This is a genomic window from Streptomyces afghaniensis (genome assembly GCF_044327915.1).
Taxonomy (GTDB): domain Bacteria; phylum Actinomycetota; class Actinomycetes; order Streptomycetales; family Streptomycetaceae; genus Streptomyces; species Streptomyces afghaniensis.
Genome location: NZ_JBIRGJ010000011.1, coordinates 223,034 through 242,598 on the forward strand (window position 1 = coordinate 223,034; position 19,565 = coordinate 242,598).

15 protein-coding genes are annotated in these 19,565 nt (G+C 70.1%); 12 read left to right on the forward strand and 3 right to left on the reverse strand.

Annotated elements, in window-relative coordinates; all coding sequences use genetic code 11:
- Nucleotides 1–2: 2 nt before the first annotated feature.
- A complete protein-coding gene (locus ACH4G3_RS37525) occupies nucleotides 3–983 on the reverse strand; it encodes a LacI family DNA-binding transcriptional regulator (RefSeq protein WP_397628665.1) in 981 nt (326 codons plus the stop codon).
- 280 nt (nucleotides 984–1,263) lie between these two features.
- Between ACH4G3_RS37525 and ACH4G3_RS37530 the strand changes: the two genes are divergently transcribed.
- Complete coding sequence (locus ACH4G3_RS37530) at nucleotides 1,264–2,565, forward strand: MFS transporter (RefSeq protein ID WP_397628666.1); 1,302 nt, start codon at nucleotides 1,264–1,266, stop codon at nucleotides 2,563–2,565.
- A 150-nt stretch (nucleotides 2,566–2,715) separates the two neighbouring features.
- Nucleotides 2,716–3,684, forward strand: a complete 969-nt coding sequence (locus tag ACH4G3_RS37535) for an alpha/beta hydrolase (protein WP_397628667.1) — start codon at nucleotides 2,716–2,718, stop codon at nucleotides 3,682–3,684.
- 146 nt (nucleotides 3,685–3,830) lie between these two features.
- Here the strand turns inward: ACH4G3_RS37535 and ACH4G3_RS37540 are convergent, their stop codons facing one another.
- A complete protein-coding gene (locus tag ACH4G3_RS37540) occupies nucleotides 3,831–4,916 on the reverse strand; it encodes a LacI family DNA-binding transcriptional regulator (RefSeq protein ID WP_397628668.1) in 1,086 nt (361 codons plus the stop codon).
- 240 nt (nucleotides 4,917–5,156) lie between these two features.
- On the opposite strand from ACH4G3_RS37540, the gene ACH4G3_RS37545 reads away from it, so the two are divergent.
- The 9 genes from ACH4G3_RS37545 to ACH4G3_RS37585 all read left to right on the forward strand — a co-directional run bounded on the left by ACH4G3_RS37545 (nucleotide 5,157) and on the right by ACH4G3_RS37585 (nucleotide 17,140).
- Entirely contained in the window at nucleotides 5,157–6,050 is an 894-nt protein-coding gene (locus ACH4G3_RS37545; RefSeq protein ID WP_397628669.1) for a carbohydrate ABC transporter permease, read from the forward strand.
- Nucleotides 6,047–6,868 carry a carbohydrate ABC transporter permease gene (locus tag ACH4G3_RS37550; protein ID WP_397628670.1) on the forward strand — a complete coding sequence of 274 codons (822 nt, stop codon included), beginning with the start codon at nucleotides 6,047–6,049 and terminating at the stop codon, nucleotides 6,866–6,868. The genes ACH4G3_RS37545 and ACH4G3_RS37550 overlap by 4 nt, the downstream gene beginning before the upstream one ends.
- Before the next feature lie 82 nt (nucleotides 6,869–6,950).
- Nucleotides 6,951–8,216, forward strand: a complete 1,266-nt coding sequence (locus ACH4G3_RS37555; protein ID WP_397628671.1) for an ABC transporter substrate-binding protein — start codon at nucleotides 6,951–6,953, stop codon at nucleotides 8,214–8,216.
- 24 nt (nucleotides 8,217–8,240) lie between these two features.
- Complete coding sequence (locus ACH4G3_RS37560; RefSeq protein ID WP_397628672.1) at nucleotides 8,241–11,450, forward strand: family 78 glycoside hydrolase catalytic domain; 3,210 nt, start codon at nucleotides 8,241–8,243, stop codon at nucleotides 11,448–11,450.
- Between the two features lie 33 nt (nucleotides 11,451–11,483).
- Nucleotides 11,484–11,756, forward strand: coding sequence for an aldehyde dehydrogenase family protein (locus ACH4G3_RS37565; protein ID WP_397628673.1), 273 nt, complete (start codon nucleotides 11,484–11,486; stop codon nucleotides 11,754–11,756).
- 199 nt (nucleotides 11,757–11,955) lie between these two features.
- On the forward strand, nucleotides 11,956–12,600 hold the full coding sequence (locus ACH4G3_RS37570; protein ID WP_397628674.1) for a (2Fe-2S)-binding protein: 645 nt from the start codon (nucleotides 11,956–11,958) through the stop codon (nucleotides 12,598–12,600).
- A gap of 12 nt (nucleotides 12,601–12,612) precedes the next feature.
- Nucleotides 12,613–13,593 (forward strand): FAD binding domain-containing protein, encoded by a 981-nt coding sequence (locus ACH4G3_RS37575; RefSeq protein WP_397628675.1) that lies wholly within the window; start codon nucleotides 12,613–12,615, stop codon nucleotides 13,591–13,593.
- Nucleotides 13,590–15,785, forward strand: a complete 2,196-nt coding sequence (locus ACH4G3_RS37580) for a xanthine dehydrogenase family protein molybdopterin-binding subunit (protein ID WP_397628676.1) — start codon at nucleotides 13,590–13,592, stop codon at nucleotides 15,783–15,785. Before ACH4G3_RS37575 ends, ACH4G3_RS37580 begins: the two co-directional genes overlap by 4 nt.
- A 176-nt stretch (nucleotides 15,786–15,961) precedes the next feature.
- A complete protein-coding gene (locus tag ACH4G3_RS37585; RefSeq protein ID WP_397628677.1) occupies nucleotides 15,962–17,140 on the forward strand; it encodes an XdhC family protein in 1,179 nt (392 codons plus the stop codon).
- Between the two features lie 70 nt (nucleotides 17,141–17,210).
- On the opposite strand, the gene ACH4G3_RS37590 is transcribed toward ACH4G3_RS37585, so the two are convergent.
- Entirely contained in the window at nucleotides 17,211–18,158 is a 948-nt protein-coding gene (locus ACH4G3_RS37590) for a helix-turn-helix transcriptional regulator (protein WP_397628678.1), read from the reverse strand.
- 138 nt (nucleotides 18,159–18,296) lie between these two features.
- Here ACH4G3_RS37590 and ACH4G3_RS37595 point away from each other — a divergent pair, with 138 nt between their 5' ends.
- The gene (locus ACH4G3_RS37595) at nucleotides 18,297–19,538 is read left to right on the forward strand and encodes an MFS transporter (RefSeq protein ID WP_397628679.1); all 1,242 of its coding nucleotides are present in this window, start codon (nucleotides 18,297–18,299) and stop codon (nucleotides 19,536–19,538) included.
- Nucleotides 19,539–19,565 lie beyond the last annotated feature (27 nt).

A 19,565-nucleotide genomic window follows, 5' to 3' on the forward strand; every position in this document is an offset into this window, starting at 1 on the left:
GGTTACGCGGATTGCCGCACCCGGATCAGAAGCTCGTCCCGAAGCGGCTCGGCGGGGATCTCCCTGCCGCCCAGCGTGTCGACGACGCGCCGTGCCAGGCCCCGCGCGATGGCGTCGGTGTCGCGGACGACCGTGGTCAGCGGTGGCTGGGCCAGCGACGCGCCCGGGATGTCGTCGACGCCGATCACGGCCAGGTCCTGCGGAGCGCGCAGCCCGAGGTGGCTCAGGCCGGCCAGCACAGCGAGCGCGATGTTGTCGTTGAACGCGCAGATCCCCGTCACCGGTGGGTCGGCGGCGAGCCACGCCTTCACCACTTCGGCGGCGCCCGCCGCATCGAGGGGTACCGTCCGGACGTCCGGCTCCGGGAGGTCCCATTCAGCGCAGACCTTGCGGACGCCGTCCAGTCGCGGCTGGGCCAGGACCTCCAGTCCCGGCAGGTCGGGGTAGGCGTAGCCGAGCCGGCGGCGGGGTGCCGCGAGGTGCCGTGCCTGCAGTGCGCCGATCGGCTGCTCGGACACCAGAGGAGGCCGGGGCTCACCCGGTACCGACCCGTGCATCGCCATGACCACCTCGATGCCCGCCGCCCGCATCGCCTCGGCCTCCGGCTCGGCGAACTCCTGGAGGGCCAACACCGCCGCCGGGGTCATGGCTTTCCAGATGTCCCGCAGGGGACGGGCGGGATGAGCCGACGAGTGCACCACGAAGGTCAGCCCGTGCTCGGCGAAGGCATTGGTCAACTGCTGGATGAGCCGTCCCATGACATGCTCGATCGGCCAGTCGGGCAGCAGACCGAGGACGATCTCCGAGCGTCCCGTGCGCAGCGCCCGCGCCGCCGCCGAGGGTGCGTAGCCCAGCCGGGAGGCCGCATCCCACACCCGCTGCCGTGTGGCCTCGGGGATCTTCTGATGGACGACGCCGTTGAGGACGTAACTCACCGTCGCGCGCGAGACCCCGGCCTCCCGGGCCACATCCGCGCTGGTCACCCGCCTGCCCTCGGACACCCCGGTCACCCGCCGCCCTCAGTCGCACCTCTTGTCAAAGCCCACGGCCGCGGTTAGCTTACCCGCCAGATCACTCAACTGGCACGCGTAAGTGAAACGAGTAGGCGACCGGTCACCCGCCGCCTCGCCCTGTTCGCAGCGGACCGGACGGCTCGACGCAGCCAGGCCCACCGAGCTTCCCGCCCCACCCCCGCCCCGCCCGACACCACCCCCGCCCCACCCCACTCCCGCCCCCATCGCCGACGCCCGACGAGGAGGACGTATGTCCGGCATGAAGGACACTCGGAGAAGCCCCTGGAAGACAGCGGTCCTGGCGGGCATGGCCTCCTACCTGGATTCCGGAGCCCTGGTGACGTCGGGCATGGCGATCAGCGGTTACTACGCCGCTCCGCTCCAGCTCGACACCGGAACCATCGGATCCCTGCTGGGGCTGCAGACCCTGGCGTTCGCGGCCGGTGCCCTCCTCGGCGGCCGGCTGGGCGACCGGTTCGGCCGCCGGAAGGTCTTCACCCTCTCCCTCACCCTCTACGCGGTCGGCACGCTGCTGCTCCTGGTGGCGGCGGGACCCGCTCTGCTCTACGTCGGCGTCGTGGCCACCGGCCTGGCGATCGGCGCGGATCTCCCCGTGTCGCTCGCGCTCGTCAATGAGGAGGCACCGGCCGGCAAGAAGGGCACCATGGTGGTGTTCTCCGGCATGCTCTGGCTGGCCGGCATCGTGGCCGTGCTCGGCTTGAGCTCCTTCATGGGGGTGAAGGGCCTTCTCGGCGGCCGGATCCTGTTCGCCCATCTGCTGGTCGTGGCGGTCGTCGTGCTGCTGTTGCGCCTCACCCTCAGCGAGTCGGCCGAATGGGCAGCCGCCCGGCGGGCCGCCGGCACGCACACGACGGCGCGCAGCGAGACCATCGAGTTCAGCCGCATCCGCGATCTCTTCCGGGCGCCGACCGTGTACGCCCTGCTCGCGACGGGCCTGTACTACGCCACGTGGAACCTCGGCGCGAACACCCTCGGCCAGTTCGGCACCTTCCTGTGGACCGCTCTGGCCAAGGGAGAGGTCGCCCAGTACTCCCAGCTGACCCTGATCGGACTGCCGATCGGCTTCGTCGCAGGCCTGCTGTTCATGCGGGTGGTCGACAAGCCGGCCCGGCACGCCTGGTTCGCGATCGGATCCGCGCTGATCGTCGTCGCCTGGGCGCTGCCCGCGCTGCTGGGGCCGGACAGGTTCACCCTCGTCGCCGTCATGCTCCTCTCAGGTCTCGGCAACTCCTTCGCCGGCGAGTCCGTCTACAAGGTCTGGTCACAGGAGCTCTTCCCGACCCTGCTGCGGGCCACCGCCCAGGGGGTCACGATGGCCTTCACCCGGGCCGTGGCCGGTCTGGCGGCGCTGGGCACTCCCGCCTTCGCCCTGGGCCACACCCGCTTGATGTTCGGCACGCTGTTCGGCCTGACGCTGGCCGCGGCGGTCATCGGCCTCGTCTGGGTGCCCCGCCTGCCCGCGGCTCTCCAACCCGGCTCGACTGCGCCGAAGACGCCGGGATCCGAGAGGACCGCAGAGGCAACCGCGTAATCCGCCACCTCTCGGCTCACTGCGACACCGTGACGGCGACGGCGACGGCGACCGTGGCGACGACCTGTCAGCCGCCCCCACAGGGCACCGCACGTAACCGGTGAACGCCGCGTCCACGCACCAGCCACCAGCCACCAGCCAGGAGACCCGATGGCCATGAACCCGCCGCCCTTCGACCCGGAACTCGCCGCACAACTCGGGGCGATCAATGAGTGGCTGCCGCCGACGATCACCCCGGAGATGATCCCGGCCGGGCGGGAGCCGCACATCGGCTCGCTCGCGCCTCCGACAAACGAGGAGCTTGCGTGCGAGGGTCTCTTCGAGGTCGAGGAGCGGGCCGCACCGGGGCCGCCGGGCGCGCCGGAGGTTCCGCTGCTGATCTGCCGCCCCACAGGCGTGACCGGCTCACGCCCGATCGTCTACAACATCCACGGCGGCGGCATGGTGACGGGCACCCCTCGGCTGGGGATTCCGCTCGACTGGGCCGAGGAACTGGGGCTGGTCGTGGTGTCCGTGGAATACCGGCTCGCCCCCGAGCACCCGCACCCGGCCCCGGTGGAGGACTGCTACGCGGGCCTTGTGTGGACGGCCGGGCACGCCAAGGAGATCGGCGGCGACCCGGACCGCATCATCCTGGCGGGCGGGAGCGCCGGCGGCGGACTCACCGCGGCGCTGGCGCTGCTGGCCCGCGACCGCAAGGGGCCGCGCGCGATCGGCCAGATGCTGATGTGTCCGATGCTCGACGACCGCAATGACACTCCGTCCGCCCACCAGATGGCGGGCCTGGGCGTGTGGGACCGCACCTCCAACGAGACCGGCTGGAGCGCCCTGCTGGGTGAGGCGCGCGGCACCGCCGACGTCCCGCCGTACGCCGCGCCCGCCCGCGCGGACGACCTGTCCGGTCTGCCGCCTGCGTTCATCGACGTGGGCTCGGCGGAGACGTTCCGCGACGAGGACGTCGCCTACGCGAGCCGTATCTGGCAGGCCGGCGGCATCGCCGAGCTGCATGTGTGGCCGGGAGGCTTCCACGGGTTCGACGGCCTTGTGCCCCAGGCTGCCCTGTCCGTCGACGCCCGCGCGGCCCGGCTGCGCTGGTTGCGGCGACTATTGGGCGAGTGACCGGGGGGGAACTGCACGCCCCGCGCCGACGGGGTAGCGCCTGCCGGGAGCCATCCGTCCGGCCGCGGGGCGTACGGGGCCACCCACGCCTGGGAGATGCCGAGGGGACCTCTCTCAGGGGAATCATGGCGAGAGGGAAACCGCGTTCAACCCCTCGGCCGAACATCCGCTGTCGAGCCCGTCGAGTCCCCCTCTTCGGGAAGGGGCGCAGTGGTTCGGCGCGGCACCAGCTTGGGCGAGAGTGTGACCTGGACCGACGGCTTGTTGCGGTCGGCGATCCGCTCCAGGAGGAGCCGGGAGGCGTTCTCGCCGATCTCGCGCCCGGCCTGGTCGACGCTGGTCAGGGAGATCGGACCGAGCGCGGCGAAGGTCGTGTTGTCGTAGCCGGCCACCGAGATGTCGCCGGGTACGCGGACCCCGGCTTCGGCGCAGGCTTCCAGCACCCCCATGGCCACGATGTCCGCACCGGCGAAGACGGCCGTGGGCCGGCGGGGGCGCGCGAGCAGTTCCTTGGCGCCCTGGAGCCCGCCCTGCGGCGTGTAACTGGTGGAGACGACGTCGATCTCCTCGGCCAGGCCGAGGGAGCGCATGGCACGCCGATACCCTTCCGCGCGCTGGGCGTTGGGCATCTCCGCGAGGCGCGTCGGATCGGTCTCGCGGTGCTCGATGTGGGCGATGCGACGGTGCCCGAGCTCGGCGAGGTGACCGACGACCAGAGCCGCACCTGCCATGTCGTCGTCGTTCACGGTGTCGTACGCCGCCGAGTGCCCATGGCGGCCGACGATCACGGTCGGCACGACGGAGGCCAGATGCTCCAGGTGGGAGCGAGGTGAGACGGGCGCGACCAGGATGAGGCCGTCCATGCCGCGATCGATCAGCGCCTCGGTGACCCGCGCCTCCTCCTTCTCCCCGTTGCAGCCTGGCCCCAGCAGCACCTGGTAGTCGGTGTCCGCGAGCCGGCCGGTGATGCCGTCGAGGATCTCGGGGAAGAAGGGGTTGCGGATGTCCGGCAGCATCACGCCGATGGTGTACGTCCGGCCGCGCAGGGCCCGGGCGGCGGCGAGGGGACGGTAGCCCAGTTCATCGATCGCGCGCCGTACCTTCGCCCGCATCTCCGGGCTGGCTCCGTAGGCGTTGCGCAGCACCTTGGACACCGCCGTGGTGGACACCTGTGCGTGGCGCGCGACGTCGACGATCGTGACGCGGCGAGACGATGCTGACGGCTCCTCCATCGGTCCTCCTCCGACGCCCGTGGGAAACGTTGCCGCAGAGTGTACGGGGAAGTAGCGCCGTAACGCCCCTGTCTCGCGCACAGCATCTTGACGCCACCCGGGAGGCTCCCTAGGGTCTGGCACCACCCGATGGGAAACGTTACCCACGATCCGCCCGTCACCGGGTCCTCCATGAAGCAGAAGCCGGCAGCGCGCTGACCGGTCGGCTATTGAATCGTTTCAAGGGAAGTAGGTCCGCCCGTGAAGGTCGTCCCCGCCCGCCGAGGGCGCACCGGACCGCCGTGGTGGTTCATGGCGCCGGCACTGCTGCTGTTCGCCTTCGTCGTGCTGATCCCGAGCGGGCGCGGCGTGTACTACGCCTTCACCGACTGGGACGGCCTGAACCCGGACTTCTCGTTCGTCGGCCTGGGCAACTTCGCCGACATGCTCCGCGACGCCGACGCGAGGCAGGCCGTCTGGCACACGCTACTGATCGCGGTGTCGATCACGGTCATCCAGAACGCCGTGGGGCTGGTGCTGGCCCTCGGGGTCAACACGGCCATCAAGTCCCGCAACCTGCTCCGGGTGTTCCTCTTCGCCCCGGCCGTGATCACCCCGATCGTGACCGCCTACCTGTGGCGCAACCTGCTCGGCCCGGACGGCGCCGTCAACAGCCTGCTGAGCGCCGTCGGGTTGGGGGACTGGCAGCAGGACTGGCTCGGGAATCCCGACCTCGCGCTCTGGTCCGTGGTCGGGGTGATCGTGTGGCAGTTCGCGGGCTACTCCATGGTCATCTTCCTGGCCGGGCTGCAGTCGGTGCCCAAGGAGATCCATGAGGCCGCGGCGATCGACGGTGCCGGTCCCTGGCGGCGCTTCTGGTCGGTGACCCGGCCGCTGTTGGCCCCGGCCTTCACCATCAACCTGATGCTGTCGATCATCGGCGGGATCAAACTCTTCGACCAGGTGTACGCGTTGACGGGCGGCGGGCCCGGGCACGCGACCGACACCATCTCGACCCTGATCTACAAGGACGCTTTCACGCTGGGGGAGTTCGGCTACAGCATCGCCCTCGCGGTGGTCCTCACGATCATCGTGGCGGTCGCCTCCACCGGCCAGTACTTCTTCCTGTCCCGGAACGAGAGGGCCGCGTCATGACCCGCTATCGCCCCCGTACCCTCGCGCTGGAACTCGCGATGGTCGCCGCCGCCCTGTTCATCGGCTTCCCGGTGTACGTCCTGGTCAACCTCGCCGTACGTCCCACCTCCGACACCTCCTCGCCCCTCAGCCCGACCACCTCCCCGACCCTGGACAACTTCACCCAGGCCTGGCAACAGGGCTCGCTCGGCGGAGCGTTGGCCAACAGCGTGCTGGTGACGGTGTGCAGCGTCGTCATCGTGCTGGCCGTCTCGTCCCTCGCGGCGTACCCGCTGGCCCGCATCACGGCCCGCTGGTCCCGGGCGACGTATCTGCTAGTCCTCCTCGGCCTGGTCCTGCCCTTCCAGCTCGCCTCGCTGCCGCTGTACCAGACATTGCGCGACCTCGGCCTGCTCGGCACTCCCTGGGCGCTCGTCCTCTTCTACTCCGGCCTGCAGGTGCCGTTCACCGTCTTCCTCTACGTCGGCTTCCTGCGCGCCTTGCCCCGCGACTTCGAGGACGCCGCCCTCATCGACGGCTGCACCCCGCTGCAGGGCTTCCGGTACGTGGTCCTGCCGATGCTGAAACCGATCACCGTTACGGCCCTGGTGCTCAACGCGGTCGCCGTGTGGAACGACTTCTTCACCCCGCTGCTGTACCTCAGCGGCAGTGCCCAGCAGACCATGCCGGTCGCGATCGCCGGCTTCGTCGGCCAGTACGTCACCGACTGGAACCTCATCTTCGCCGCACTGGTGATCAGCATCCTGCCCGTCCTGCTCGTCTACTTCCTGCTGCAGCGCAGCATCATCAGCGGCTTCGCGGGCGGGCTGAAGGGATGACACCCGCCACCCGCCCTCACTCCCACCGTCACTCCGCCCCGCACCGGTCCCCGAGCCCCACCGTCTCCTCAAGGGAGTCATCATGAACACACGCACACCCAAGGCGCTGGCCGCGGCGGTCACGGCCGCCGCCCTCCTGGCCGCATGCAGCGGCGGAACGAAGGCCGCCTCCGGCGGCGGGGGCTCGAAGACCCTGACCCTCGCCTCGATCGACCAGGGCTCCGTCGAGGATGTCGTCAAGGCGTTCGAGAAGGCCAACCCGGGCGTCAAGGTCCGCTACACCACCAGCGGCGCCGACCAGTACCAGCAGCAGATCCGCACCCAGCTTTCCTCCGGAACGGCACCCGACGTGATGTCGGTCTGGCCGGGCAACGGCAACCCGGGCGCGACCTATGTCCTCGCCAAGCCGGGCTACCTGCGCGACCTGTCGGATCAGCCCTGGGCCGCCAAGCTGCCCGACGCGATCAAGAGCGTGGCCCAGTACGAGGGCAAGACCTACACCGCGGTCTTCGGGCAGAACGGCATCGGCGCCGTCTACAACGAACAGGCCATGGCCAAGGCCGGGCTCACCCCGCCGGACACCTGGACGAAGCTGCTGGACTTCTGCCGGGCGGCGAAGGCGAAGGGGACGCCCGCCTTCGCGCTGGGCAACCAGGACAACTGGGTGACCCAGCTCGTCCAATACGCCCTGGTCGCCACGACCGTCTACGGCCCCGATCGCGACTTCGACCAGAAGATGCAGGCCGGACAGGCCACCTTCGCCAAGTCGCCGTGGACCACAGCGCTCGACAAGTACCTGACGATGGAGAAGACCGGCTGCTTCCAGAAGAACCCGCTGGGCACCAACTACGAGGCCAGCCAGCAGCTCGCCGCCACCGGCAAGACGCTCGGCATCATCCAGGGCAACTGGGTCATCGCCCTGCTCAAGCAGAAGAACCCCAAGGGCACCTTCACACTCAAGGCGCTGCCCGCCACCGACAACCCCGCCGAGACCCTCATACCCGCCGCAGCGGGAGCCGGTTACGGCGTCAACGCCAAGGCCAAGAACGAGGAACTGGCCCTGAAGTTCGTGAACTTCGTGATGTCGCCCCAGGGCATGAACGTTTTCAACAAGAAGCAGGGCAGCCTGCCCACCCTCCCGGACACGGGCTACCAGGTCGACCCGTCACTCACCGAACTCTCGAAGTTCATCGAAACCAACCGCACCGTGCCGTTCATGGACCAGCTCTGGCCCAACCCCAAGGTCCAGCAGACCATGCTCAGCGGTCTCCAGGAGATCTTCAGCGGCCAGTCCACGCCCAAGAAGCTCCTCGCCGAGATGGACGCCGACTACAAGGCCGGATCCTGACCAGTCGATTCACAAGGAGTTCCCATGTCCCTGGATCAGGGCATCGCAGTGAGCCGTAGACAGGTTGTCGGGGGCGTGGTCGCCTCGGGGGTGGGGTTGATGCTGCCGATCGCCGCGGCTCGGGCCGCCGAAGCCGACGACACCCATGGGCCGAAGGTCACCGGCCTGTCGGTCGACGGACGTACGGGCATCCTGCTCGGTGTCGACGACGCCGCTCCCAGGCTCGGCTGGCGGACGGTGGGCGTGGGTGCCGGCTGGACCCAGGCCGCGTACCAGGTGCGTGCCGCGCGCGGGGAGCGGGAGTTGCGCGAGGGCCGGTACCTGTGGGACTCGGGCAAGGTCCGCTCGGACGCCCAGCACGACATCGCCTGGGGCGGGCCGCCGCTGGACTCCCGCAGGCAGGTCGTCTGGCAGGTCCGGGTCTGGGGCACCGACGGCGAGGCCACACCGTGGAGCCGGCCCGCGACCTGGGAGATGGGCCTGCTCAAGCGCTCCGACTGGGGTGAGGCCCAGTGGATCGAGTACCCCGGCCGCGCCCTCGACCAGCCCCTGCCGATCCTCGCGCACGCCTTCGAGGTCGACGGGCGGCACGGCGCGACGGTCACCAAGGCACGGCTGTACGTCTCCGGTGTCGGCCTGCACCACGTACTGCTCAACGGCAGCCCCGTCACGGACGAGGTGCTCGCTCCCGGCAACTCCAACTACCAGCTCTCCACGGAGTACCGCGCCTACGACGTGACCCGTCTCGTCCGCCCCGGCGCCAACACCCTGGGCGTCGAACTCGGCCACGGCACCGCGCTGGTCACACGCTCCGTCACCAACCCCGCGACCGGCCGCACCGCCCCGTACAGCTGGTGGCAGAGCCAGTTCAAGGGAATCGGCACCCTGGTCGCCGCGGCGCCGGCCGGTGCCACCGACGTCAAGGTGAGCAGTGTGACCGGCTACCACGTCGGCGGCACCCTCAACATCGACACCGGTGACGGCGGCGAGCGGCTGGAGTCCCGCACCATCACCGCCATCGGCACCGCGGGCGCGGACGGCACCGGCATCACCTTCGAGCCGCCCCTCAAGACGGCACACGCCACCGGCGCGACCGTCACCGGCTCCGGCAACTCACTGGCGAGCACCGACCCGAGCGCGGGAGCCGCCGTAACTCCCCGTCTGATCGCACGCCTTGAGCTGACCAAGGCGGACGGCACCATACAGACCGTCGTCAGCGACCGTTCCTGGAAGGCCGCGCTCGGCCCGACGACCCTCGCCAACTGGTACTCGGGCTCCGACTACGACGCCCGCCGCGAACAGCCCGACTGGACCGCCCCCGGAGCCGACCTCGGCGAGAGTGCGAAGCGCCGCGACGGCACTCCCGTCGGCTGGGTGCGCGCCGGGATCGCCCCGCCGCCCAACCTGACCACCGAACTCGTATGGCGGGCGGGCGAACCAGTGAAGATCGTCGACAGGCTCAGGCCGGTCGGTGTGACGCAGCCCCAACCGGGCGTCTGGGTCTTCGACTTCGGCCAGAACTTCGCCGGCTGGCCCCTGCTCGAGCTCGACGGCACCGTGCCCGCGGGCACGACGATCACGATGCGGCCGGCCGAGTCCCTCACCGCCGACGGCACCGTCGACCAGGCGTCCCTCATGGGCGGCGGCGCCTCCCGCGGCACCGACCTCTTCGCCACCTACACCACGTACGGCGATCCCGACGGCGAGAGCTGGCACCCGCGGTTCCACTACTTCGGCATGCAATGGGTCCAGGTGACCGGCCTGCCGACGGGCTACACCCCCACCGAGGACACCCTCACCGGCCTCCAACTGCACGCGGACGTCCCGGTCGCGGGCGATGTGCGGACCTCCGACGACCGGATCAACCGGATCCACCGCATGGCCCGCTACTCGATCATGAGCAACACGATGTCCACGTTCACGGACTGTCCCGGCCGCGAGAAGCTGGCATACCCCGCGGACTACCTCCAGCCCTTCGCATCCCTGCACCGCACCTTCGGCTACGACGCCTACCTGCGCACGATGCAGCGCCACCTCGCGGAGGGCCAGTCCAGGTCCGGCGACAACATCGGCAATGTCGCGCTCAAGGCCCCCGTGTACGACTGGGGTTACACCGGCCGGTTCGGCGACGAGATCAACTGGGGCAACGGCATCATCCTGACACCGTGGCTGCTGTACGAGACGTATGGTGACACCCGGACGATGGCCCGCTACTACTCGCAGATGCAGGCGTTCCTGAACTACATCCGGACGCGTAAGGCGGGCACGGGTGCGAACGCCTACATCGTCGACGCCGCCCTGGCCGACTGGATCGCGGCCGAGAACACCCCCGGCCGTATCACCGGGACCTGGGGGTACTACCAGATCGCCGACCGGATGGCGAGGATGGCCGAGTTGATCGGACGCGACGGTGACGCGCACGAGTACCGCAGCCTGGCCGCCACCATCAAACAGGCCTTCAACGACGCCTTCTACAACCGCTCGCTCGGCCGCTACACCAGCGACGGTGACCAGGGCACCGCCGGTGCGACACAGGCCGCGCAGGCGCTCGCCCTCGTCGAGGGGCTGGTGCCCGAGGGCGAGCGGGAGCGGGTCCTCGACGCGCTGGCCGAACTGGTCAAGGGGTACCAACCCTTCGGCGGTGGACCGCACTTCAGCGGAGGGACGATCGGACTTGCCCCGATCGTCCGGGCCCTGATGGAGGGTGGCCGGGACGACGTGCTCTGGGACGTGCTCCAGGAGGACACCCGGCCGAGCTACGGGTACTTCATGGCGCCGACCAGGGCGAACCCCGGGGGCCTCACCACCATCCCCGAGAACTGGGACATCCGCGCCTCGAAGAACCACATGATCCTGCTGCAGATCGAGGAGTGGTTCCACAGCGGCCTGGCGGGCATCCGGCAGGCGCGTGGCGGCGCCGGCTACCGCAAGCTGGTCATCGACCCACGGGTGGTCGGCGACCTCACCCATGTGGAAGGCAGCTACCAGACGCCGCAGGGCAAGGTCGCCTCGGAGTGGACTCGCAGGAACGGCACCTTCCGCCTCAAGGTGGAGGTGCCCCCGAACACCACGGCCGAAGTGCGCGTGCCGACCTGGGGCGGCAAGCCCCGGACGGTCTCCGGCAGGGCGAAGTTCGAGCGTACCGACGGGGATCGGGCGGTGTTCAGCGTGCGGTCCGGTACGTACGTTTTCATCGCCCGTGATACGCGTCCCGTGGCGACGGATACCGCGTAGCCGCGCAGAATCGAACGGCGTCGGCACACGCGCATGGCAGCTCCACACGAGTGGATCTCCTTTTTGGTGTGCCGATGCCGTGTCGGCGGCGCCCCGTCCGGCCCGGCCCTGGCCGACGGCTACTACGTCGCGCCGACCGTCCTCACCGGCCTGACGAACGATGCCCGGTGCGCCCGCGAGGGGATCTTCGGCCCCGTCGTCACGGTCATCGAGTGGGAGTCGGGGGCGTCGATGGTGTGCGTCAGCTCGCGCCTCGGCATGTCGCCCGGCGGTGGTCGGCTCGGCCACGGGGTCACAGGTCCATGACCTTCAGATGCTACTCGCGAGCCTGCTGAGGAAGGGGGTTGAGTTCATACCCCCTATAAGCGCGACCTTCTCCAGGCGCGACCGAGCCGGTTTCGTGGGAGCCCGCACCTCGGTCACGTCCCGTACCGCAGGACTTCCCGCTTGAGCTGCCGCATAGTCCTTGTCTGCGGCTGATCCGTCGCGATGTGAAGGCGTAAGTATGTCCACTGAACATTCTGAGTCCTCCGTTCCTCCCCCCACCGGAGTCGACGAGCCCTCCTCGGCGCCCACGCGGCGCACTTTCATCGCCACCACCGCGGTCGGTGGTGCCGTCGTCGCGGGCGGTGTGATCGGGGGCACCTTGCTCGTCGATGACCAGGTGGTCGCCGCCGAAGCCCCGCCTGAGAGCCGCGTCTCTCTGACGGTCAACGGCACCCGGCGCACGGTGACGTTGGACAACCGCACCTCGCTGCTGGATCTGCTGCGCGAGCACTTCGGGCTGACCGGCTCGAAGAAGGGCTGTAACGCGGGCGCTTGCGGGGCGTGCACGGTGCTGGTCGACGGGCAGCGGGTGAATTCCTGTCTGACGCTGGCGGTGCGTCTGGAGGGTGCCGAGGTCACGACGATCGAGGGCCTGGCCAAGGGCGACGAACTGCACCCGCTGCAGCAGGCGTTCATCGATGAGGACGCTTTCCAGTGCGGTTACTGCACGCCGGGACAGATCATGTCCGGGGTCGGGTGCATCAAGGAGGGTCATACCGGTTCGCCGGAGGAGATCCGGGAGTGGATGAGCGGCAACATCTGCCGCTGCGGCTGTTACGTGAAGATCGTGCGTGCGGTCGAGCAGACCGCCGGCCGGAAGTAAGGAGCCGCTGATATGCATCCCTTCTCCTTCACGAAGGCCCAGAGCACGCGTGAGGCGCTCAACGCGGGGCGCCGGGGCGGGCGTTACATCGCCGGCGGCACCACGCTGGTCGACCTGATGCGCGAGACCGTCGAACGCCCCGAGTCCCTGGTCGACATCACCGACCTGCCGCTGCGGGAGGTCACCGTCACCGAACGCGGGGGCCTGCGCATCGGCGCCCTGGTGAGCATGGCGGAGACGGCCGCGAACCGGAAGGTGCGCACCATGTACCCGGTCGTCTCCGAGTCGCTGGAGCTGAGCGCGTCGGCGCAGCTGCGGAACATGGCGACCATCGGGGGCAACATCATGCAGCGCACCCGGTGCACGTACTTCCGGGACGTGACCGCCGACTGCAACAAGCGCCAGCCCGGCTCGGGCTGTTCCGCCCTGCGTGGCTTCAACCGCATGCACGCGATTCTGGGCACGTCCGACTCCTGCGTGGCCGCGCACCCCTCCGACGTGGCCGTGGCCTTCGCGGCGCTGGAGGCGACCGTGCATCTGCTGGGACCGGACGGCGAGCGCAGGGTGCCCTTCGCCGACTTCCTCCTTGAACCCGGCAGTACCCCGAATCGCGAACAGGCCCTTCGTAAGGGCGAGTTGATTACCGCGGTGGAGATCCCCGCTCTTCCGCGTCCGTTGATGTCGGGCTATCTGAAGGTGCGTGACCGGCAGTCCTACGAGTTCGCTCTGACGTCGGCGGCTGTGGCGCTGCATGTGCGGGGCGGGGTGATCCGTGAGGCGAAGGTCGCCGCTGGGGGAGTGGGCACGGTGCCGTGGAAGCTGCCCGCCGTCGAACGGCACCTCATCGGTGAACGCCCCTCGGACGCACTGTGGAAGGCCGCCGCCGAGAAGGCGGCCGCGGGCGCCCGTCCGCTGTCGGGCAACCGCTTCAAGGTCGAACTGCTGAAACGAACCGTCGAGCGTCAGCTGCGCATCGTAGGAGGTACCAGGTGAGTCCCCAGCCCCAGGCCGCCGTGGGTGCGCCGCTGTCCCGGGTGGACGGGCGGCTGAAGGTCACCGGCGAGGCGAAGTACGCCGCCGAGTTCGACGTCGACCGGGTGGTGCACGCCGTGATCGTGGACGCGAGCATCGGGCGCGGCCGTATCACCGGCGTCGACACCCGTGATGCCGAAGCCTCTCCGGGCGTGTTGCGGGTGATCCACCACGGCAACGCGCCGAAGCTGCCGTACCGCGACAACCCGGGATCGAACAACCTGCCCGGCCGCCGGCTGCGGGTGTTCCAGGACGACAAGGTCCTCTTCCACGGTCAGCCGGTCGCCGTCGTCATCGCCACCACCCTGGAGGCCGCGCAGCACGGCGCGAGCCTGGTGAAGGTCCGCTACGACGCCCAACAGCCCTCGACCGACCTGGCCGAGGCCGAGCCGGGCAAGCCGACCGAGTACGCGCGCGGGGACGCCGAGGCCGCTCTGCGTGACGCGCCGGTACGGATGGATCTGACGTACAGGATGGCGCGCAACCACCACAACCCGATGGAGACGCACGCCACCATCGCCCGCTGGGACGGGGGCAAGCTGACCGTATGGGACAAGACGCAGTATGTGCCCGGCACACAGCTGGAGCTGTCCACTGTGTTCGACGTGCCCCTGAAGTCCGTGCGGGTCATCAACCCCTTCGTCGGGGGTGCCTTCGGCAGCGGACTGCGCTGCTGGCCACACACGGTCGTCGCCGCGCTGGCCGCCCGTGAGATGAAACGTCCCGTCAAGGTGGCCTTGAGCCGCAGGCAGATGTACTTCGGCACCGGCTTCCGGCCCTCGTACGAGTACCGGCTGCGCCTGGGCAGTGACCGGCGGGGCCGTCTGAGGGCCACGGTCCACGAGATGGACGCCGAGACCTCCTCGTACGAGACATTCGAAGAAGCCACCATGCTCGCGGGCCAGATGTTCTACAGCACGCCCAACGTCAGCCAGGCGTACCGGAGGGTGCCCCTGGATGTGAACAGCCCGATCTGGATGCGCGGTCCGGGCTTCGCGAACGCGTCCTTCGCCATCGAGTCGGCGATGGACGAACTCGCCCACCGGCTCGGCGTCGATCCGATCGAGTTGCGTCTGCGCAACGAGCCGGCCGAGGACGAGTCGAACGGGCTGCCCTGGTCGACCCGCCGGCTGCGCGAGTGCTACACCATCGGGGCCCGGGAGTTCGGCTGGGAGCGGCGTAACTCAAAGCCCCGCTCCAGGCGTGACGGTGACTGGCTGGTGGGGCTGGGCATGGCAGCGGCCGTGTACGACCCCAACAACATGCCGGCCAAGGCCCGGGCCCGCCTGAACGCCAACGGCACGGCGGTGGTCGAGGCCGCCTCCAGCGACATGGGGCCGGGCACCTACACCTCCCAGACCCAGGTCGCCGCCGACGCGCTCGGACTCGCCATGCGCGCGGTCGACTTCCGGCTCGGCGACTCCCTCTACCCGCAGACCCCGCCGCACGGCGGCTCCATGACCATGATGTGCGTGGGCTCCGCCAACCTGGATGCCTGTAACAAGATTCGCCGGCAGGCGATCGAACTGGCCGTCGAGGACGAGGAATCGCCGCTGTACGGCGTCAACGCCGACGACGTGGTCGTGCGTAACGGGCGGCTGCACGTCAAGGGCAACCCGGCCCGCGGCGAGACCTATCAGCGGCTGCTGACCCGCAACAACCGCACCCACCTCGAAGCCGACGGCTCGTGGGCCGGGCCCCCGGATCCCGAGCGGCACTCCTACTACTCCTACGGCGCGGTCTTCACCGAAGTCGGGGTCGATGCGACCCTCGGCCTGGTGCGGGTGCGGCGGATGCTGGGCGTGTACGACTGCGGCCGCATCGTCAGCCCCAAGCTCGCCGACAGCCAGGCCCTGGGCGGCATGGTCGGCGGCATCGGGCAGGCCCTGCTGGAGCACACGGTGACCGATCATCGCGACGGCCGGATCGTCAACGCCGACCTCGCCGGTTACCTGGTCCCGGTCAACGCCGACATCCCCGAGATCAGGGCGATCTACGTGGAGGGCGAGGACATGCAGGCCGACCCGCTCGGGGTCAAGGGAGTCGGGGAGATCGTCCAGGTGGGGGTTGCGGCTGCCATTGCCAACGCCGTATTCAACGCTACCGGCCGACGGGTCCGTGAACTGCCCATCACCGCTGAGGCGTTGCTCTGAACCGGGGTGCCCCGGCCGCTGAGGAGCGGCCCGATGACCCGGGGCACCCTATGCTCGTCCGGCAGTCGGTCCCCCCGTCCGGCTGCCGGGCCTCCCACGGCCGCCGCCGCGCACCGACGCTCCCCTGCGGCGCGGCGGCGGCCCTCCAGCACACCCCCCTTCCCGGAGACCCGACCATGCTGAACATCGCGGACACACTGCACCGCTGGTGCCGCGAGGCACGCCCCTTCGCCCTGGCCACAGTCGTCGACGTGCGCGGCAGCGCGCCCCTGCCGACCGGTACGTCGGTCGCGGTGGACACGGACGGCAACGCGGTCGGCAGCATCTCCGGCGGCTGCGTCGAGGGCGCCGTCTACGAGCTGTGCCGACAGGTACTCAAGGACGGGGGCGCTCCGCAGCGCGCCTGGTTCGGCTACTCCGACGACGACGCCTTCGCCGTCGGACTGACCTGCGGCGGCGAGCTCGACGTGTTCGTCCAGCGCGTCGACTGGTCCGACGGCCCGCACCTTTCGGCGGCCCTGGGTGAGGTCGTGGAAGGCCGGCCCTCAGCCGTGGCCCAGGTCGTCGACGGGCCCGAGAGCTTTCTCGGTACCACCCTGAGCGTCCTCGGCGACGGCAGCATGACCTACGGCACCCTGGACGACGGGCCGGCGGACCGGCTGGTGGCGGACGCGGCCCGGGCCCTGCTGCGGGCGGGCCGCACCGCCCGCGCAACGGTCGGCGGCAACGGGGACGGCTGCCCCGAACCGCTGACCGTCCTCGTCCACGTCCACGCGTCCCGCCCGCGCATGCTGGTCTTCGGCGCCGTCGACTTCGCCGCCGCCCTCAGCCGGGCCGGGACCTTTCTCGGCTACCGAGTCACCGTCTGCGATGCCCGCCCCGTCTTCGCCACCCAGGCCCGCTTCCCGCACGCCGACGAGGTCGTCGTGGACTGGCCCCACCGCTACCTGGAACACACGACCGTGGACACCCGTACGGCCATCTGCGTCCTCACCCACGACGCCAAGTTCGACATCCCCCTGCTCCGCCACGCCCTCGACCTGCCCGTCGGCTACATCGGCGCGATGGGCTCCCGCCGCACCCACGACGAACGCCTGCGCCTCCTGCGCGAAGCCGGCGTCACCGAGGAACAACTGACCCGGCTGCACTCCCCGATCGGCCTCGACCTCGGCGCCCGCACCCCCGAGGAGACGGCCATCTCCATCACCGCCGAGATCATCGCCCACACCAACCAGGCCACGGGTCTGCCCTTGTCCCAGGGCACGGGGCCGATCCATCGACCGCTCGTCTCGAACCTGGCCGGCGGTCGGAGCACTCTCGACGCGGTGGCCGCACGCGCCGGCGTGGGCATCTGAGGTCAACCGGTCGGCCTGCGCCCGTCGTCGAGGCCCTGACCTGGTGACCGCCGGCGCAAAGGTGCTGGACTCATTGGGACGGACCGCGGGTGTCGGCGTTCCCGGTTTGGGGTTCGGTCTGGGTGGTGGGTGGGTTGTGACGTTCGGCAGGGGTGGCGGCCCAGCTGGCGAGGATCTTGAGCCGGTCTTCGTCGGGGGTGCCGGGCTCGGCGGTGTAGATGGTCAGGGAGTGGGCCTCGTGGGCGGAGATGGGGAGGTCCAGTGGCTGGTAGGTGAGTTCCAGTGGTCCGGCGGCAGGGTGGTGGAAGCGTTTGACGCCGCCGTGGTGGATGCGCACGTTGTGGGCGGCCCAATGGGTGCGGAATTCGGCGCTGACGGTGGACAGTTCACCGATGAGCTCGCGCAGTGCCTTGTCGTGCGGGTAGCGCCCGGCTTCGACACGCAGTATGGCGGCGGTGCTGTTCGCGGCGCGGTCCCAGTCGCCGACGAAGTCGGGTGCGCCGGGGTCGAGGAACCAGTACCGGGCGAAGTTGGGGCGGCCGCGTTCGTCAGCGGTCTCGCTGTCGAACAGCGGCGCGAACAGGGCGCGGGCGAGTGCGTTGGAAGCCACCATGTCCATGCGGCCGTTGGTGACGAATGCCGCGGACAGCGTGACGGAGTCGAGCAGCCACTGGACACGGGGCGGGATGTCCACGGCCTTGCGCCGGCGAGGCGTGCGACTGGACCGCTGGGCGGACATGGCCAGGTCGAAGAGGTAGGTGCGCTCCTCCTCGTCCAGTTGGAGCGCGCGTGCGACCGCGTCGAGGACGTCCTCGGACACACCGCTGATGTGGCCCTTCTCCAGCCGCGTGTACCACTCGGTGCTCACGCCGGCGAGAACGGCGACCTCCTCGCGCCGTAGCCCCGGGACCCGGCGTCGGCCGCTGGTGGGCAGCCCGGCCTGCTCCGGGGTGATTTTGGCGCGCCGGGTGGCAAGGAAGTCCCGGATCTCGGAGCGGTTGTCGGGTTGCTGATCCATGTCCTCCACGGTAGGCGCGAGCCGCCGGAAAGGGAGGTTGAGCTTGTACCCCCCATAAACACGACCTTCTTCGCGCGCGATGGAGCCGGTTTCGTGGCTCTCGCAGCTCGACCGTGTCCCCTTTGGAGAAGAGAGTCAATGAGCACGCGAGGAGGAACTCTCCACGCACCCACAGACCCGGGCATCGAAGGGCGCGAGCGATCGTCCGCCCGGCTTCCGCTCGTCATCTACGTGCTGGCCCTCGGCACGTTCCTGATGGGCACGACCGAGTTCGTGGTGGCCGGTCTGCTGCCGGAGATCTCGGGCGACGTACAGGTGAGCGTGGCCCGGGCCGGCCTGTTGATCACCGTGTTCGCGGTCGGAATGATCGTCGGCGCACCCCTCATGGCGATGCTGACGCTGCGGCTGCCCGCCCGGCTGACACTCGTGCTCGCCCTCGGCGTCTTCGCGGCCGGACACCTCGTCGTCGCGCTCGGTTCCAGCTTCGCGCTGCTACTCGCCGCACGGTTCCTGACCGCCCTGGCGACCGGCGCGTTCTGGGCCGTGGCCAACGTGGTCGCCACCCGCGTCGCCGGTCCCGCCGCGAGCTCCCGCGCCCTGGGCGTGGTGGGCTCCGGTGCCATGCTCGCCAATGTCGTCGGCGTGCCGCTCGGCACGTTCGCCGGGCAGCTCACGGGGTGGCGGGGACCCTTCTGGGCGCTCGCGGTCCTGGGAGCCGCCGCCATGGGGCTGATCGCCCGCTACGTTCCGCGCGACGAAGCGGGCGGACAGGCGGTGTCGGTCCGCTCCGAGCTGTCCGCGCTGCGCTCCGGCCACCTGTGGTGGGCACTGGCGGCGTGCGCGACCACCACCGGTGGCGTTCTCGGAACGTACAGTTACATCGCGCCGCTGCTCACCGACCAGGCCGGCCTCGCCGCCGGGCTCGTGCCCCTGGTGCTCGTCGGCTTCGGCGCCGGTGCCCTGGTGGGCTTCCTCGTCGGGGGCCGCCTCGGCGATGTCCGCCCGTACGCGACCACCATCACCGCGGCCGCGTCCACCACGGTCATCCTGCTGGCGATCTGCCTGCTGTCCGGCTACGCCGCTCCCACGATCGTGCTGGTCGCCCTGCTCGGGTTGTTCGGGCTCGGCGCCAACCCGGTGCTGATCTCCCTGGCCGTCCGTTTCGCGGGCCGGGCGCCCACTCTGGGCTCCGCGCTCACCGTGTCGGCGTTCAATCTCGGCACCGCGGTCGGCTCCCTGATCGCCGGGCATGCTCTCGACTCGGCCCTCGGGGCCACCGGCCCCGCCGTGGTCGGTACTGCCGTCGCCGCGCTGACCCTGATCCCGACGACCGCCATCGTGCTGACCCAGCGCCGCCGCCCGGCGCGCGACCTCCCCTAGGCAGCGCACAGCAACGAGAAGCGCAGC